Source organism: Flavobacterium limnophilum, from assembly GCF_027111315.2.
Lineage (GTDB): Bacteria > Bacteroidota > Bacteroidia > Flavobacteriales > Flavobacteriaceae > Flavobacterium > Flavobacterium limnophilum.
Genome location: NZ_CP114289.2, coordinates 770482 through 788284, shown reverse-complemented (window position 1 = coordinate 788284; position 17803 = coordinate 770482). Strand labels below are relative to the sequence as shown.

The 17803-nt window shown below is 38.7% G+C and carries 9 protein-coding genes; 3 read left to right on the top strand and 6 right to left on the bottom strand.

Annotated features, from left to right (window positions below; translation table 11 throughout):
- Nucleotides 1-123 precede the first annotated feature (123 nt).
- Nucleotides 124-3021, top strand: coding sequence for an exo-beta-1,4-galactosidase (locus tag OZP13_RS03200; protein ID WP_281298639.1), 2898 nt, complete (start codon nucleotides 124-126; stop codon nucleotides 3019-3021).
- Between the two features lie 179 nt (nucleotides 3022-3200).
- Here the strand turns inward: OZP13_RS03200 and OZP13_RS03195 are convergent, their stop codons facing one another.
- The 6 genes from OZP13_RS03195 to OZP13_RS03170 all read right to left on the bottom strand — a co-directional run bounded on the left by OZP13_RS03195 (nucleotide 3201) and on the right by OZP13_RS03170 (nucleotide 11810).
- Nucleotides 3201-4553: a glycoside hydrolase family 88/105 protein gene (locus OZP13_RS03195; protein ID WP_281298638.1), complete on the bottom strand. Its 1353-nt coding sequence runs from the start codon at nucleotides 4551-4553 to the stop codon at nucleotides 3201-3203.
- A gap of 35 nt (nucleotides 4554-4588) precedes the next feature.
- Nucleotides 4589-5878, bottom strand: coding sequence for a DUF4861 family protein (locus OZP13_RS03190; protein ID WP_281298637.1), 1290 nt, complete (start codon nucleotides 5876-5878; stop codon nucleotides 4589-4591).
- A 237-nt stretch (nucleotides 5879-6115) separates the two neighbouring features.
- The gene (locus OZP13_RS03185) at nucleotides 6116-7192 is read right to left on the bottom strand and encodes a PKD domain-containing protein (protein WP_281298636.1); all 1077 of its coding nucleotides are present in this window, start codon (nucleotides 7190-7192) and stop codon (nucleotides 6116-6118) included.
- A gap of 195 nt (nucleotides 7193-7387) precedes the next feature.
- Nucleotides 7388-9820: a DUF4982 domain-containing protein gene (locus OZP13_RS03180; RefSeq protein ID WP_281298635.1), complete on the bottom strand. Its 2433-nt coding sequence runs from the start codon at nucleotides 9818-9820 to the stop codon at nucleotides 7388-7390.
- Nucleotides 9821-9860: 40 nt separating this feature from the next.
- Nucleotides 9861-10187 carry an L-rhamnose mutarotase gene (gene rhaM, locus OZP13_RS03175; protein WP_269242305.1) on the bottom strand — a complete coding sequence of 109 codons (327 nt, stop codon included), beginning with the start codon at nucleotides 10185-10187 and terminating at the stop codon, nucleotides 9861-9863.
- 81 nt (nucleotides 10188-10268) lie between these two features.
- Complete coding sequence (locus tag OZP13_RS03170; RefSeq protein ID WP_281298634.1) at nucleotides 10269-11810, bottom strand: sialate O-acetylesterase; 1542 nt, start codon at nucleotides 11808-11810, stop codon at nucleotides 10269-10271.
- 395 nt (nucleotides 11811-12205) lie between these two features.
- Here OZP13_RS03170 and OZP13_RS03165 point away from each other — a divergent pair, with 395 nt between their 5' ends.
- Nucleotides 12206-13759: a T9SS type A sorting domain-containing protein gene (locus OZP13_RS03165; RefSeq protein WP_281298633.1), complete on the top strand. Its 1554-nt coding sequence runs from the start codon at nucleotides 12206-12208 to the stop codon at nucleotides 13757-13759.
- Nucleotides 13760-14028: 269 nt separating this feature from the next.
- Nucleotides 14029-17679: a rhamnogalacturonan lyase family protein gene (locus OZP13_RS03160; RefSeq protein WP_281298632.1), complete on the top strand. Its 3651-nt coding sequence runs from the start codon at nucleotides 14029-14031 to the stop codon at nucleotides 17677-17679.
- Nucleotides 17680-17803: the final 124 nt, after the last annotated feature.

The window sequence follows — 17803 nt, the reverse complement described above, 5'->3', positions numbered from 1 at the left end:
AAACTAAAACGAAAGAAAACCTCGCTAAGTTCAATTAAGCATTGAAAAATGAGCTTTGAATTTTTTTTTATCGGACAACTACGGATCAAAATAACAAATACAATTAATATAAAACACAACACAATGAAAAAATACAGCTATGCCATCTTACTTTTTGTGGCAATGTTCCTCTTTAGCAGTTTCAAGGATGAAATAATCAACTTGGAAGGCAGTTGGCATTTCCAAATGGATCGAAATGATGAAGGGGTCAATGAAAAATGGTACAACAAGAATCTTTCGGACGAAATCCATTTGCCCGGCTCGATGGCGGAATTCTTGAAAGGAGACGAAATTACCTTGAAAACAAAATGGACAGGTTCAATTTATGACAGTTCTTTTTATTTTATTCCAAGATTTGAAAAATACCGTCAACCCGGAAACATTCACATTCCGTTTTGGTTGACTCCAGCCAAACATTATGTTGGTGCGGCTTGGTATCAAAAAGAAGTAAACATTCCTGCAAATTGGAAAGGCCAACGCATTTTGCTCCGTTTGGAAAGAGCCCATATCGAAACCCGAGTTTGGGTAAACGACAAGGAAGTGGGTTTGCAAAACTCGCTGGTAGCACCTCACGTTTATGATTTGAGTGGCTATCTCGTTCCGGGAAAACAGCGAATTTCCATCCGAATTGACAATAGTATCAAAAAAATAAATGTGGGTCCCGATTCACATAGCGTAACTGATCACACACAAGGAAACTGGAATGGCATCATCGGAAAAATTGATTTGGAATCTGGTTCGCCAGTATATATAAATGATGTTCAAATTTTTCCTGACTTGAAAAACCGAAAAGCCCGAGTAAAAATCACGGTGAGTAATAGCACCCAAAATAATTTTAATGGTACAATTGCTATAACGGCTAAAAGTTTCAACTCAGCGACATCTGACCAAACCAAAGCCATTACTAGCAAGATTGCGGTGACTAAGTTGGGAGAAAACACATTAGAACTCGAACTGCCTTTTGGAAAAGGAATGTTGACTTGGGACGAATTTGATCCTGCTTTGTATAACTTGGAAGTAAAACTAGCTTCCAAAGAACTAAAAAATAGCAAAACTGTTTCCTTTGGAATGCGTGAATTCAAAATTGAAGGCAACCGATTTTTAATCAATGGTAATCCTGTTTTTCTTAGAGGAACGGTTCACAATTGCGAATTTCCGTTAACGGGTTATCCAGCAACTACAGTTGAAGCTTGGGAAATTATTTTCAAGAAAATAAAGTCTTATGGTTTAAACCACGTTCGTTTTCATTCTTGGTGTCCACCCGAAGCAGCTTTTATTGCAGCCGATAAAGTAGGACTTTATATGCAACCCGAAGGCCCAAGTTGGCCCAATCACGGTCCGAAAATAGGATTGGGTCAGCCAGTGGACAAGTTTTTATATGACGAAACCACGAGAATGGCAAAGGAGTACGGCAATTATGCTTCCTTTACCATGTTGTCTGCAGGAAATGAGCCAGCAGGAAATCAGGTGAAATACCTCAACGAATTTGTTGATTTTTGGAAGGCAAAAGACAACCGAAGAGTTTACACTGGAATGTCGGTTGGTGGAAGTTGGCCAATTGTTCCGAATGCTGAATACCAGTCGCGTGGAGGAGTTAGAGGTTTGAAATGGGAAAAAATGCCAGAAACTGAATCGGATTTTAGTGCTGGAATTGCACCGTTCAAAGTTCCTTTTGTGGCTCACGAAATAGGTCAATATTGTGTATTTCCAAATTTCGACGAAATCCAAAAATACACAGGCGTTTACAGAGCCAAAAACTTCGAGATGTTTCGCCAAGATTTGGAAGATCACCATATGGCAAATCAAAGCAAAGATTTCTTGAATGCTTCTGGAAAACTACAAGTTTTGTGTTATAAAAACGAAATGGAAAAAATGTTGAGAACACCGGGTTATGCTGGTTTTCAAGCCTTGGGATTGCAAGATTTTCCGGGTCAAGGAACGGCTTTAGTGGGCGTTCTGGATGCTTTTTTTCAAGAAAAAGGATATGTGACAGCCAAAGAATATTCTCGTTTTTGTAATTCCACCGTTCCTTTGGCAAAGATTTCAAAGTTTGTTTATACCAACACTGAAACTTTCAAGGCAGAAATAGCGCTTTTCCATTCCGGAAAAACGCCTTTGAATAATGCTGTTATCAGTTGGACAATTCAAAACGAAAGGGGAAATACACTTTCTTCGGGAAGTTTCGATGCCAAAACTTTCGAAAATGGAAATGGAATCTTAGTAGGAAACTTAAGTTTTCCATTGACTGAAATCAAGGAAGGTTCGAAATTAAAACTGGAAGTAAAAATCAATGGCACCGACTTTGCCAACGATTGGGATTTTTGGGTATATCCAGACAAAAAAGTAGACGTTTCTCCTTCTATTTATTACACGACAGTGTTGGACGAAAAAGCCAAAGAAGTGTTGAACAATGGAGGAAAAGTATTCTTGAATGCCTCGGGAAAAATTGTCAAAGGCAAAGAAGTCGAAATGCATTTTCTGCCTGTTTTTTGGAATACATCTTGGTTTAAAATGCGTCCGCCGCACGTTACGGGAATGTTGATTCAGGATAAAAGTCCGGCTTTTGGAGATTTTCCGACCAGTTTTCACTCTGATTTGCAATGGTGGGACATTCAAAACCGCTCGCAAGTAATGAATTTGGAAGATTTCCCGGCTGATTTCCGCCCATTGGTTCAACCAATCGATACTTGGTTTATGAATCGCAGATTGGCTTTAGTTTTTGAAGCACAAGTAGGGAAAGGAAAAATTATCGTAAGCAGTGCTAATTTAAGTCCCGATTTAGAGAACAAACCTGCGGCGAAACAATTGTTTTTGTCGCTTCAAAAATATATGGATTCGGATGCATTTAATCCAAAAAACAGTTTGAGTTTGGAGGTAATTCAGGATATTTTTATGAGTCCGTCAAAAGAACAATTTAAGACTTATACCAAAGACAGCCCGGATGAATTGAAACCCAATTCGAATCAGAATAAGGTAAAATAATCTTGATGAATAAACAAAAAAATCCTCGAAAGCACTAGTTTTCGAGGATTTTGTTTTTAAAAAAAGAAAGTTTAGAACTGTAAATCTCAATGATTCTTAATTTTCTTAATGAGCTTAATGGTTTAATTTTTTTGTATCTCTCACGAATACCTGTAGAACCAGTAAAAGGATTTTAATTTTCATTTGAGTTGGTTGTTTTTACCCGGAATTTTCAATTGAATCGAACTATCATTGATTTCAAATTGATTGTCTTTCAACAACAAAATCACCTCTGCTCCAGCCAATAAAACGGGGCCGTAACCGTGAGCCGCAAATACATTTATGGGACGATAGTAATAAAAAGCAGGGTCAAATCCCATTCCGGTTCCCACGCAAGTTCCTTCCACTTGGCCTTTGTCATTCACTTTGGAAGCCACTGCATTCCAAGCCAACAGCGTCATTGGAGCATAAGTCATTTTGTCTACATAACCACGATTTATCGCTCTGGCAATGGAATAAGTGTAAATTGCGGTTGCCGAAGTTTCGAGATACGAATCATTTCTATCCAATAATTGGTGCCAAAAACCGGTACCGTCCTGGTATTTTGCCAATCCTTTGATGTGGGCTTGCAATTGTGCCAAAACCCCGGCATATCCTGGATGGTCTTTTGGTAAAACTTCCAATAATTCGACCATCGTCATTACTGCCCAACCATTGGCTCTAGCCCAATGGAACTGAGGATGATCGGTCATTGATTGCACCCAACCGTGCATGTAAATTCCTTTTTCTTTGTTGAACATTCGACCCGAAAACTGCTTGACTTGTTTTACGGCATCATCAAAATATTTCACATTGCCTGTATATTTCCCCATTTGTGCCAAAGCTGGAACGCTCATAAACATGTCGTCGAGCCAAATGGTGTTGTCTTGAGGTCGGTTTCGTGCCAAAGTTCCGTCGGTTAATCGAAATTGTTTGTTGCTGATAAAGTCGATGTAATTGTTGATTAACGGATCGGCATTGGTTTTTAAACCTTCTTGTTTTGCTTTGATAAAGGCGGCACAAAGCGCTCCTGCAAAATCCAATGCTTCGGGATGCAGCGTTTTGAGCATATCCTTGTCCTTGATGTTTTGCTCTTTGTAATTGGCAGCAATATCAGCGATTAATTGCAATCTTTTGTTGGTGTAATCGGCATATTTTGGGTCGGCAGTAGCTTTAGAGGCCAAAAGCATTCCCGCATAAGTAACTCCCCATTCGTAGCTGGTCAATCGAAAAGAACCCGGCTCAAAAGTGATGTCTTCATTGCTTTTTTTATAATCAGTTACGGCTACTTTTGTATTTGCGTTTACAATTTTAGAGGCTGAATTTTTATCCAAAAAAGTATAAACTCTGTCCAAAACGGTTTTTATTTCCTCTTTTTGTGGAACTACATAAGGCGTTGGATAATTAGGTTGCATCAAGTGCAATGGCGTTGTGGCATCATTGGTTTGAGCAATACTTGAACTTAGGCTGCCCAAAAAAAACAAGGCTACAACCGGGATGTGATAATGTCTCATAATTTTTAATATTAAGACCTTAAATTGGGATTGGTTTACAGTACTTTTACACTTATTTCTATTGCCAATTGCGAAGCTAGCTTGGTAACATAATCGGTAAAATAAGCGGCATCCTTAAAGTTTTTGTCGGCACTTAACTCCCAACCGGCTACGGCATAATAGCGTGCAGAGGTGTTTTCCACGATTTTCATTTTGGCAAAATAGGAATCCGTTAATTGCCCCGTTTTTGGTGCTTCGATATAGCCCAAATAGTCTTTTTTGGGAATGATAAGCGCCGTACCCATAATCCACTCGCGTTTGTAGGTTAAATTGTCGTGTTGTATAAGGCATATCCATTTACCTACTTCGACCACTTTCAGTCCATTTTGGTTGTTGATGTTGGACAAGGCAACCAATAAGGTTTCTTTGCCCGTGATTCCTTTTATTTTCACGCTGTTTTTGTAGGCGTACATTCCTGGCCAAATAGAGGTGGTTTCGTTTACTTGATAGTTGTTTCCAGAAGCTTTCCAATTGTTGTAGGTGTAGTTAAGGAGCGAATTTACGGGGCCTTCGGCAACAATTTTGAAGCTTGTTTTTTCGATATTGTTCAAAGTATCGTTGCCAAGAATTCCCAATCGGGTGATTTCGTTGTCGACAAGCAAGGCATATCCGCCCAATCCAGCTGAACTTCCCACCGGAAAAACATCTCTTCCCCAATCGTGCATCACGTGATAATTGTCTTCGACTGCTCCTTGGCTGTTAATTCCAACATTTTCGGGTGTAATTGCGGGAGTTTTTTTTCCAAAAACATCTTTGGCATTTCGTCCATCCAAATAATGTCTGAAACCTACTTTGTCATTTTCCCATGAAGGGCCGTCGGTTTGGTATTTCTGGAATCCCAGCTTTTTAAAGACTTGATGGGCATTAACTGATTCCTCCGTTGCTGGTTGTACCGATAAATCCATGGCTTCTCTTTTTCCGAATCGCACGCTGGTTCTGATGGGGAATTTTGGAGCTTGATTTGCCCATTTTAGCTGTACCGTTTTCTTTTCTTTGGCAGCAAAATTATCTAGTACAAAGAGTTCGTCCCATTTTCCATCGCCATCCAAATCGTTGACCTGACTAGCAATAGTGTCTGTTTTATATATTAAAATTGGAAACCCAACAGCTGTGCCTGTTTTGTCTATGCTATTTCGTTTAATAATTATCGGCTTGTCTATCAATTCAATATCAGAGGCATTCGATAAAACAATTGTTGAAATTGGCTTTTTCTGTTGGGCATTGCAATTGGCTATTCCAATGAGGGTAAGGGTTACTGGTAAATATAACTTAATTTTAATTGACATCTTTAATTTGTTTTGATTTTAAATTATTTTAATATGAATCGTTCCTACGGAACTTTTTTGCTCAATATTTCCTATTTCCAACGGATTAAAATCCGTTGCTACAAAATAAATCGTTCCTACGGAACTTTAACGTAAGAAAGCCATAGGCTCGCAACATATTGTAGCAACGGATTTTAATCCGTTGGAAACATATTATTATATAGATTGAATAATTATGTTTTTGATATTTTAGGTTTTTTATTTCACTGCTACATCCCAAACTTTCGCCATTCTGGATTTCCCTTTTGGCCCTTCAATGTTCAAAACTACAATGTATTTTCCAGCTTCTTTGTATTGATGTACAGGATTTTGTTCGGATGAAAATGTTCCATCACCAAAATCCCAGTTCCAAGATTTGATTTCACCTTCCGATTTATCCATAAAAGCGACCATTCTTCGGTTCATGTCCACCGCGTTGAACGTCCATTTTGCATCGATTGCTTTTTTGAATTCGGCTTCCAAAGGCATCAATTTGAATGGCAAACTATAATTGGCATTGCCGTACATCGTGTGCTCTTTCGACAAGTTCCAAAAGCCGTTATTCTTTTCGTTATTGACATCGTCATAGTCGATAATTGCCCAGCAAAGTCCGATGTTTTTATTCTCGGTCAAAATAGATTCAACGGCTCTTGACGGATCATTTCCGGCATAATCAAAAGGAGTTATCCAAAATTCCAACGTCAATTTCCCTGATTCTCCGGGTTTGAAATTATAATTGGTTGCCGCATTGGAATAGGGTAATTCTTTTATCCAAGGTTGGCTTCCCCAAGCCAAAGCCCAATCTTTGCCTTCGGCTGGCGTGAAAATATGATAGTTTTGAGCGTGAACACCGTGATAAGAAAAATAAGCATCCATTGTGTTTGTCAACGCTTTATTGGGATGAAATCGGTCAATAAAAGGACCTCCTGATTGATCGGCATCGACCGTGATTTCAAAGATGTCGTTGTGCAAACCCGTCAAGGAAAAATCCCAGTAATTATCGTAAGCTTCGTATAAAAAATACAAGCGATTCAGCCCTTTTACCCAAGCTACTTTTACGCTTACATCCAAATTTTTCGGATCGGCTTTGGGTTGTTTTCCGCTATCGTCCCATAACTGGTCCATCCCCACAACATAGCTTATGGGAACCATTTTCCAATCGTCGGGATTGCCGTCAATGGTTGGAATCTTGTTGGCTGGAAATTGAAAAATCTTAAAACTTCTGGTGTCTTGTGACCAAGTTTGAACCGTTGCTAACAGCAGTACTATTAAAATATGTTTTTTATCTAATCTCATATCAGATTTTCAATTAAAATTGTATTCTAAAAATAAATTGCCTCCAGCTTTAGCTGGAGGTATAAAATTGCAATCACTAGGAATGGCTTTAGCCAAAATTAGCTGCTTTTGGCTAAAGCCAATCTTACAATCCTCCAGCTAAAGCGGGAGGCAATTCAAGTGGGTGGCAATTCAAAACTATTATTACAAGCCCAATTATTTAGATTTCAACCCTATTTTTCCACTTTTCAATCCTTTGCCCGTTACGGTTAATTCCATTTTTCCTGCTTCTTCGGTTGATTGTACCAAGACCACCAATTTGCCACTGAATAATTTCATAGTTGGTAAATGAAATTGTTCCAATGAAGAGGCGTCACCGTTGCAAGCTGCTCTGTAAGTTCCTTTTCCGCTTACGCTGAAATTCAATTGTTGGGTGGCGGTTGGACAAGCATTTCCGTTTTTGTCCACAACAGAAACGGTTACATAAGACAAATCTTCGCCATTGGCTTCGAGCGTGGTTCTATCGGCTTCGAGTTTTATTTCATAAGGCTTTTCGGCGGTGCGAATGCTTTCTTCGGCAACTGCTTTTCCATCTTTATCCAAAGCGACCACTTTGATTGTTCCGGGTTCGTATTTGACATCCATCCACATCAAACGGTATCTGTTTTGTGGCGTTGCATTATTTTTCTTTTGGATGCCCATACTTTTTCCGTTGACAAAAAGTTCGGCACTGTCATAATTGGTGTACACAAAAATAGGCGTTGTTTGACCTTCACGACCTTCCCAATTCCAATGCGGTAAAATATGCAAGGTCTTGGCAGTAGTATTCCAACGGCTTTTGTACAAATAAAATCTGTCTTTTGGCAACCCCGCTAAATCATTAATTCCAAAATACGAACTTCTAGACGGCCACATTTCGTCATAAGGTGTTGGTTCGCCCAAATAATCAAAACCTGTCCAAACAAATTCGCCTATTACCCAAGGTTTGTCGTCTTGCAAAACAAAATCATCATCGGGCACATTCGACCAACTGCAATATTCCAAATCATAAGAAGAGGATTGAAAATCGGGATATTGTTTGTCTGGTCCTTTGACAACCGGGAATTTATAAACTCCACGAGAACTCACTGTTGAAGCTGTTTCGGAACCTAAAATAAATCCTTGTGGAAATTTTTTGAATGCTTCTTCGTACAAAGGCAAACGGTAATTCAGTCCGGGAATATCCATTATGGCACCAAACCCCGATTCCATTGTGGCTTTTACCTGATCCATTCCAACCGTTACGGGACGAGTTGGATCTTCACGGTGGAAGATTTCTTGCAGCCATTTGGCACGTTTGACCCCTTCGGAACCATGTTGATCCGGGACTTCATTACCAGAACTCCACATCACTATTGACGGATGGTTGCGAGTGGCGTGAACCAAATTGACCACGTCTTTTTCGGCATCGGTTGCAAAAAAACGATTGTAACCATTTTTTACTTTTGGTTTTGCCCATTCGTCAAAACTTTCGGCCAGGAACATGAATCCCATTTCGTCACACAATTCGAGTTGCTCCAATGACGGCATATTGTGGGAACTGCGGATGGCGTCGCAACCCATATCTTTTAAAATGGTCAATTGTCTGCGCAAAGCGGCTTTGTTGATGGCGGTTCCAATTGGTCCTAAATCGTGGTGCAAGCAAACGCCTTTGAACTTGCGAACTTTTCCATTCAAACTAAAGCCTTTGTTGGGTTCGAATTTGATGGTTCGAATGCCAAATCGTGTTGTTGTTTCATCTTTTAAAACATCGCCAACATAAATTTGGGAAACGGCAGTATAAAGATAAGGCGTTTCCGGACTCCATAATTTTGGGTTTTTTACGGCAATGTTTTGTTCAAATTCGTTGCCAAAAATAGCGTCGGATTTATTTACGGCTACTTCATTTCCTGAAGCATCCTTGATTTTGGTGACGATGCGCAGATTTTCGCCCGTGACTTTGGTTTTGACATTCACTTTCGCCACATCATCAGTAACGATCGGAGTGGTTACAAAAGTTCCCCATTGGTCGATGCTTTCCTTGTTTTTGACAATCAGTTTTACTTTTCGGTACAAGCCGGCTCCGGGATACCAACGAGAGGATTCTCCTAAATTGGATAAATGCACTGCCAAATTATTTTTCCCATTGGCAGCAACATAATCGGTGATGTCGAAATAAAAAAAGTTGTATCCGTAGTTCCATTCGCCTACTTTCTTGCCATTCAAAAATACTTTAGGCTCACTCATCGCCCCTTCGAAAAGGAGGATTACTTTCTTGCTTTTGTCGAAATTGGGAATCGAAAATTGGTTCCTGTACCAAGCTTCGCCGATGTAAGGCAAAGCACCGGTTCGTCCCGTTTTTTCGGTGGCCACTTTTTCGCCGTTTTGAACAATGGCAGTGGTTTGCTTGTCGATTTCTTTGTCGAAAGGCCCGTAAATGGCCCAATCGTGCGGAACGCTAACGGTTTGCCATTTAGAGTCATTAAAACTATTTTCAAAAGCCTTTTCGCTATTGCCTTTGGCAAATTTCCATCCATTGTTCAGTTCAATGGTGGTTCTTTCCTGTGCATTAATATTGGTAAATGCAAAAACTAGAAATGCGGTAAAAATTGCGGTTTTATTAAAACTCATCATAAGATATTGATTAACTTTTAAAGGTACCAAAAAAAATTTAATCTGCGTGAAAAACTTCAATCAGCGACGTTGCCACTGGAGAGTTGTCGGGATTGGTTTCCATAATATCGGCCATGTAAGCCCACCATTTTTTTACAATTGGGTGGCTTGGCAAATAATCAAAATCAAAATTCGGACTTATTTTTTGAACCGCAAAAAGAATCAGGGTTTCTTCATCCAAAAAGATACTGTAATCTTGGATTCCTGTTTCCGATAATAGGCTTGACAATTCAGGCCAAATGGCTTCGTGTCTTTTTTTGTATTCGATTTCAAAACCTGGTTTCAATTTCATTTTAAAAGCATTTCTAAGGCGGCTATTTTTCATGTTTTTTAATATTTTAAGTTTAATTTATTACTGGTTTATTTTTATTGCAAATAATTTTGTCATTGGTGTATTCCAATTCGGTTAATTTATTTGTTTCTTATCTGTTTCACTTATCCAATCATCAGTCCTGAAAGGGGAAGCCGGCAAATTTTCTTTATTGAATAAATTGGGCTCCGGTACCGCTTTCCAAGCAAACCGAACGGCTACGGGATTTTTTACTTTCGAAGACGAAACCACAACTATCTTGCCATCAATTTTGGCATCTGCGGGATAAAAAACTTTGTCTTCGCCCGCAATTTCGAATTCTTTCAAAACCTCCCCATTTTTCACAAGTCCGGAATTGGCATAATCAAAAAACAATTGAACGCGTTCTTTCTTGATTTTCATCTGATTGTAAATAGGTCCAGAATAGACCAAATTAGCTTCATTATAGGTTTTGGCACGGGTTATTAAAGCCAAACGATGTCCCACGGTTTGCTTGTCTATTGGATGAATGTTTGTCGCATTTCCAACATCGGTTGTCACGACCATTCCGCTATTTGGTATATTTTTCAAGGAAAACAATTGGGCTTCTCTTATGTCTGGATTTTGTCCTTTATGCGGTGCAATTTGCACATAGTAAAACGGAAAATCTCCTTGATTCCAGTCGCTTCTCCAATTTTTGACCATGGCCGGAAACAGACTGCGGTACAAATAGGCTTGCTCGGCGTTGCTTTCTCCTTGATACCAAATAACGCCTTTCATGGTATAATTAATCAAAGGATGCAACATCGCGTTATAAAGTACATACGAGGTTTTGTTTTCCTCTTTTTTGGGCTTTTTTAATTCACTTTTAGATAAATCGTTGTTGTTGGCTATTCGTTCTTTTTTCAAATTCGAATAGTAGTTTTCCAGTTTTTCTTGGAATAATTTTTCATTCTTGGCATCGGTTTCCAGAATGGACAAGAAATCTGGATTTTCTTCCAAAACAGTCTGCGAAGTCCAAGCTTCGGCTTTTGTTCCGCCCCAAGAGGATGAAATCAAACCAATAGGAATGTTTAACTTTTGGTACAAATTCCTCCCGAAAAAATAGGCCACGGCCGAAAATGTTTTAATGGTGCTTGGCGAACACGCCGTCCAGCTTCCCGTGACATCCTCCAATGGTTTTTGGGAGGCTTTGGTCAAAACCGTAAACAATCTAATATTGGGATAAGTGGCGTTTTTAATCTCTTCTTCATAATTTTTGACTCCCGTTTTCCAGGTTCCGTCTTCTTTTCCCACCGGAAAATACATGTTGGACTGACCGGAACAAATCCAGACTTCGCCAATAAGTATATTGTGGAGAATGATTTTATTGCTTGCTTCAATCGTAATGTCGTAAACTTTTTCGCTGCCCTGCGGAGTATCTACAGCTACTTTCCAAGTTCCATCGGGATTGGTCATGATTTCCACCGGAGCAGTTTGCCACCCCAATTGGATAGTTATTTTTTCGTTTGGCGAGGCCCATCCCCATAAATTGACTTTTGCATTTTGTTGCAAAACCATGTTGTCACCCACCAAAGCAGGCAACTTGACTTGGGCTGTCACAGAAAGATTAGCACCTAAAACAATTAGAATTATAAGCAGTTTTTTTATGTAAACCATTGGTAGTTAATTTTTCAGTATTAAAAAGTTTAAATATAAAAGAGTTGAACATCATTAGTATCCTGTGCTACCCTGTATGAAAAATTTAGAAATGATATACCTAAACAAGATTCGATAACCGAAGGCAATCATAATAATGGTTTCAATTTTATTTATTTTTTATGCTTTAACGTTAAAGCACAAAAGGTACAGGAGAGTACAGGACAGTATTAAAGAAATAAACAAATAGTTTTGAAAAATGAATTTTTAACTAAAAAAATATTTAATATGTTTTTTTAAGCAACAATTTATTTGTTTTTTATAATTTCCAATCTAATGCATTAATAAAATAACTAAAATATCATAAAAAAGAACTTTAACTACCTATTTAATCCTTAACCAATAAATAATAAATTATGAAAAAAACTTTACTTAAAAAAAACATTTTATCTTTTAGCTTTCTAGTTTTCCTTTTGGGGTCTTTTAATGTTTCGCATGCTCAAAATTTATGGACCGGAACTACCGATAATTTATTTATGACTGCGACTAACTGGACTACGGCTCCAGCATACGCCACTGCGACTCCAGGAACAGACAACCTTAAACTTGACGCTTCAGCAACTACTCCGGTTTTACTCGACAACTCAGCCGCCGCAACACCAGGAATATTTGTAGTACAATTACAAACGGCAACAGGAACCGAGCTTACAACAGCCAGTGATATCACTTCATCAAGTACTTCGTTGAGCGTATATATTGGAGGAAAATTACACATTACGGGAGGTACTTTTTGGGGAAAAGGAAATATCTATTTTGGAAACTCTACAGGGGAACTTCCTTACTGTAATATTGAAACTGGTGGAACTTTAAAGACAAAGTCAAATATTCTTGTGGGAAGAAATGCTCCTTGCACTATAGATGTTAATGGAGGGACAATTACAGGAGAAAGCACAGGAAGTATTGCGATTGGTAATTATTTTACTGCAGGTCCAGGAGTTGTAAATCTTAACTCAGGTAATATAAAAATATATAAAGTTGCTGGATTTGCAGTAGGAGCTTATGGTACTTGTAATGTTTATGGAGGTAAAGTTGAATTTCCTGTTGGAGATTTAGTTGTTAAAGGAACTTTAAATGTTAATGGAGGAATAGTTAATTTCCTAGGAACAACAGCGTCTACAATTAACACGGCAGCTGCCGCGGGTACTATAAATTTAAATAGCGGATCAATAACTGTTGGAGGCCCCTTAACAACTATTAATAGTGTGATTAATATTGATTCTGGTACTTTAGTGTTGGCAGGTGATCAAACATTAGCAATGGCTACTAATATAACCAATAATGTTATTAAATTATCAGCAGCAGCAACAACGGCAGGAAAAACACTTTCAAATACATATGATTCGGTGACAGGTTTAACAACTGTTATGGCAGTTTTGCCAGGAACCGCACCTTCAGCACTTGATTATACCACTACTGCAGGAGTCTATACTGTAGGAACTGCTATTGCAGACAATCCTAAATCAGCTTTAACTTTAGGAACAGGTACTGCAGCAACTTATACAGTAAGTCCTGCACTTCCAGCTGGTTTGGTTCTTGATTCTGCAACTGGAACAATTAGCGGTACACCAACTGCTGTTAAGGCATTAACTACATATTATGTTAAGGCAACAACAGATTATGGATTTACTACTAAAGCAATTACTATTGTTATTTCTGCTGCGTTAGGTGTTAGTGAATTTAAAGAATCTGCCAAAATCGCTGTCTATCCAAACCCAACTACTGATTTTGTAACTGTAAGTTTGTCAAATGCTGCAGTTATTCAAAAAATTGCCGTGTACAATAGTTTGGGACAATTAGTGCGTACAGAAGATAAAAACACTGTTTCGCTTCAGAATCTTGCCAACGGAAATTATTATCTTACGATATATACTGCTGAAGGGAATTATTCTAAAAAGATTATTAAACAATAATTTTTAAAACTAAAATAGTTCAAGACGATTAAAAAATCGGATTTGTTTTTAAATATAAATCCGTTTTAATCTTAGTGAAGTTAATAAATTCTAGTCTTTTTTTAGAAAAAGATAGAGTTAATAAAAAACCCAGATAAACTTAATTTTCCTCAGGATAATGAAAGACTATCTGGGTTTACTTTATAATTATGTCAAGGAATTAATTAAATCGGGTAAATACCAAGCAATCAATTTACTAACAATCAAAGTTTTAAACTATTAATTATTATATGAAAAAACAACCACTTTATGAGTCTTTGCAAATTCTTTTAAGAAAGACTTCTTTCAGGATTACTGCTTTTGCAGTTTTCACATTGTTGACAGTACAATCTTCCTTTGCCCAACAATGGAATATATTAGGTCAAGAGAACGACGTTTCTGCCGTTGCTTCTTCTTTTACTTCTATTGCCGTTCTGAATGAGGAGCCTTATGTGGTTTTCAGGGAAGGAACCGGTCCAGTTGTCAAGGTGAAAAAGAGAAATGCCACCACAGGAGTTTGGGAGCAATTCGGGAACGATATAGGAGCCAATCTTACGTATTCTCGAATTTTATTGGATAAAACCAATCAATTTTATGTCACTTATGTCGATGCTGGAAATGGCAACAAGCTAGCTGTAAAGAAGTATAGTTCTGAAACGGATACTTGGGAACCATTAAACAATGATGCCAATAATCTTTATGTTTCGACGGGTTCGGTAACCAATGGGGTGGGGCAATATGGTTCAACTCCAAGAAGTTCTCTAGCTTTCGATTCGGATAACAATCCTTATATTGCCTTTGGTGATAATGGAACAATGAAGCCTTATGTCAAGAAGTTTGATGGTACTTCTTGGGTTACTGTTGGTCCTGGTGTTGTAAATGCAACATCGATAGCTGTTGGAGTGAGTTTGGTATTAGACGAGGCTGATGTGCCTTGGTTAGTTTTCTGTGGTTTGGGGGCTACTAATTCTACTACAGGAACTATGAAATTGTATAAATTCACAGCTGGAACTTGGTCTGAATCGACTGCTTCTACCGTTACAGGAGGAATTCGTCATACTAGTATGGTAATTAACGATGCAGGAAATCCATTAATTGTGTATTTTGATGCTACTACTTCCCCAGCGGGTAACAACAGAGCTACAGCTATTGAATACAATAAAACTACATCTACTTGGGGAACTATCGCTCGATTAGGTAGTAGAGATTCTCCAAACATAAGTTTAATCAAAGATGTTTCGAATAATTTATATTGTTCCTTTATTGATAATGTGGATAAAGATGTTCCTACTTATTCAGCAAGAGTATTTAGGCGACTTTCAGGAGCAACTACTTGGACAGAAATGAAAGATCCTTCTGTTTTGACTCCGGGTATTGAAAATAATGTGGGTAATCTTACTATCGCAGCAGGAAGTGTATATCCTTTTGTGGTTTACACCAAAACCAATTCGAGTAGTATCGTTACGCCAATAGTTCGTACTTATGCACCAGCTCCGCCACCGGCCGTTCTCTCGACCAATGCGGTTTCTAATATCACTACCACAACTGCAGAAGCTGGAGGAAATATTACTTCCGATGGTGGAACAGCTATTACCGAAAGAGGAATTGTGTATAGTACAAGTCCTAATCCAACTTTAGCAAATACTAAAGTTGCAGATGTAGCAGCAGGTGCGGGAACTTATACAGTTACTATCCCGGGGCTAAGTCCTACTACCTTATATTATGTTAGAGCCTATGCGATCAACGGCGGAGGTACCAGTACTACATACGGAGATAATGTGAGGGTAAATACTTTGGCGGTGCCAGATGCAGTAGTTACTACTCCTAAGCAAGTAGAATTCCTAAATCGTGGAGTTGTAGCTTTGAGAAAATCATCTACTGAAGTATTTGTTAGCTGGCGAATGCTAGGGAATGATCCTTCGGGAATTGCTTTTAATGTGTATCGTGATAACATAAAACTTAATGCGTTGCCCATTACGAACTCTACGAATTATGTTGATAATGTGTCCACCAACGGTTCTTATACAATAAAGACTGTTATCGAAGGAGCGGAAGGTGTTGCAACTACAGCTGTTTCGGTATGGAGTAACAATCAATTGTCTATTCCTTTGCAAATTCCTCCTGGTGGAACTATTCCAAATGGCACAGCTTATACTTATACGGCCAATGATGCTAGTGTGGGCGATGTAGATGGTGATGGGGAATACGAAATCATCCTGAAATGGGATCCTACTATATTAAACCATAATTCGGGAGGTTATTCTGGTGAACAAATTTTTGATTGTTATAAATTAAATGGTACTCGATTGTGGCGTATCAATCTTGGTAAAAACGTGAATTCTGGTCCGCATTACAACCAGTTTATGGTTTATGATTTTGACGGAGATGGAAAGTCTGAAATGATTTTGAAAACTGCCGACGGAACTATTGATGGATTAGGGACTGTTATTGGAGATGCCAACGTGGATCATCGCAATGCTTATGGGTGGGTACAACAAGGTCCTGAATTCTTGACTGTTTTTAACGGATTGACGGGCGCGGCAATGGCAACCGTTGCTTATCAGCCGGCCAGGGCCAATACCGCCGATTGGGGAGATACTTACGGAAACCGTCAGGATCGTTTTGTTTCGGCAGTGGCTTATCTTGATGGAGCCCGTCCCAGTATGATTGTGGGGCGTGGATATTATGACAAACTGATGCGTGCCGCTTACGATTGGCGCAACGGACAACTTACGCTTCGATGGATTTTTGACAGTAAAGACCCAGCGAATCCAGCTAATAATGCTTATTCGAGTCAGGGGAATCACAATATGACTATTGGTGACGTTGATGGAGATGGAAAAGATGAAGTAATTAATGGCTCTTGTGCCATAAACGATGATGGTAAACGTCTTTGGACATACGGTTATGGTCACGGTGATGCTTTGCATATGTCGGATATGGATCCAGATCGTCCGGGTCAAGAAATTTGGCAGTGTTTAGAATCCGAAGGGCAATATAGTCCTTTTGGAATTAGATTAAATGATGCAAAAACAGGAAAAACCATCTTGGGTTTTCCAACTACTGGCGATGTAGGACGTGCATTGGCTGCCGATATCGATCCAAGTCACAGAGGATATGAAATGTGGAGTTCCTCAGGAAATCTTTATAATGTGCAGAAAGGGCAAATTGGAACAAGTAAACCAACCAATGGAAGTCAAGCCGTGAATGGTGCTGTATGGTGGGATGGTGATTTAGGTCGCGAATTGTTAGATGGTGCAATTTTGGATAAATGGAATCCTGCCACGCAATCACTCGGCCGATTGTTTACTCTTTATCAAGCGGCTCCGGTATCGTATAATAATGATACCAAAAAGAATCCTTGTCTTACAGCTGATATTTTGGGCGACTGGAGAGAAGAAATTATTCTTCGTCGCACTGACAATACCGCTTTGATTCTTTTTACTACTAATATCACCACCGATAAACGTATTTATACCTTGATGCACGATCCGCAATATCGTACTGCAATTGCTTGGCAAAACTCGGGTTACAACCAACCGCCGCATCCAAGTTTTTTCCTTGGGTATGATATGCCGGCAGCGCCAACACCTAATATCCAAGTTGTTTCGGCTTCATTGGGAATTAATAAACCTATCCTTGATGCTGAGTCTGATGTTGTGGTTTACCCAAATCCATCCAATGGTCAATTTACCATTCAGTTTAATGGAAGCCGTTCTGAGAATGTCAAAGTTGAAATTTCAAATTTATTAGGACAAATTGTAGTTCAAAAGGATTACAAACTCACAGATGGCAAAAAAATGCTAGTATTGAATATTCCTGATCTTACAAAAGGAGTCTATCTGTTAAAAGTAAATAGCGAAGAAGGAGTATCGACTCATAAACTGGTTATCGAAAAATAATATAATAATTTTCTTCAAAAAGAGGATTTACAAATTTTGTAAGTCCTCTTTTTTTTTGCTGGTAATTTTAATCGAATACTTTATCATACAATTTGTAATTAGGGTCTGCTGAAAAACTAAGAGA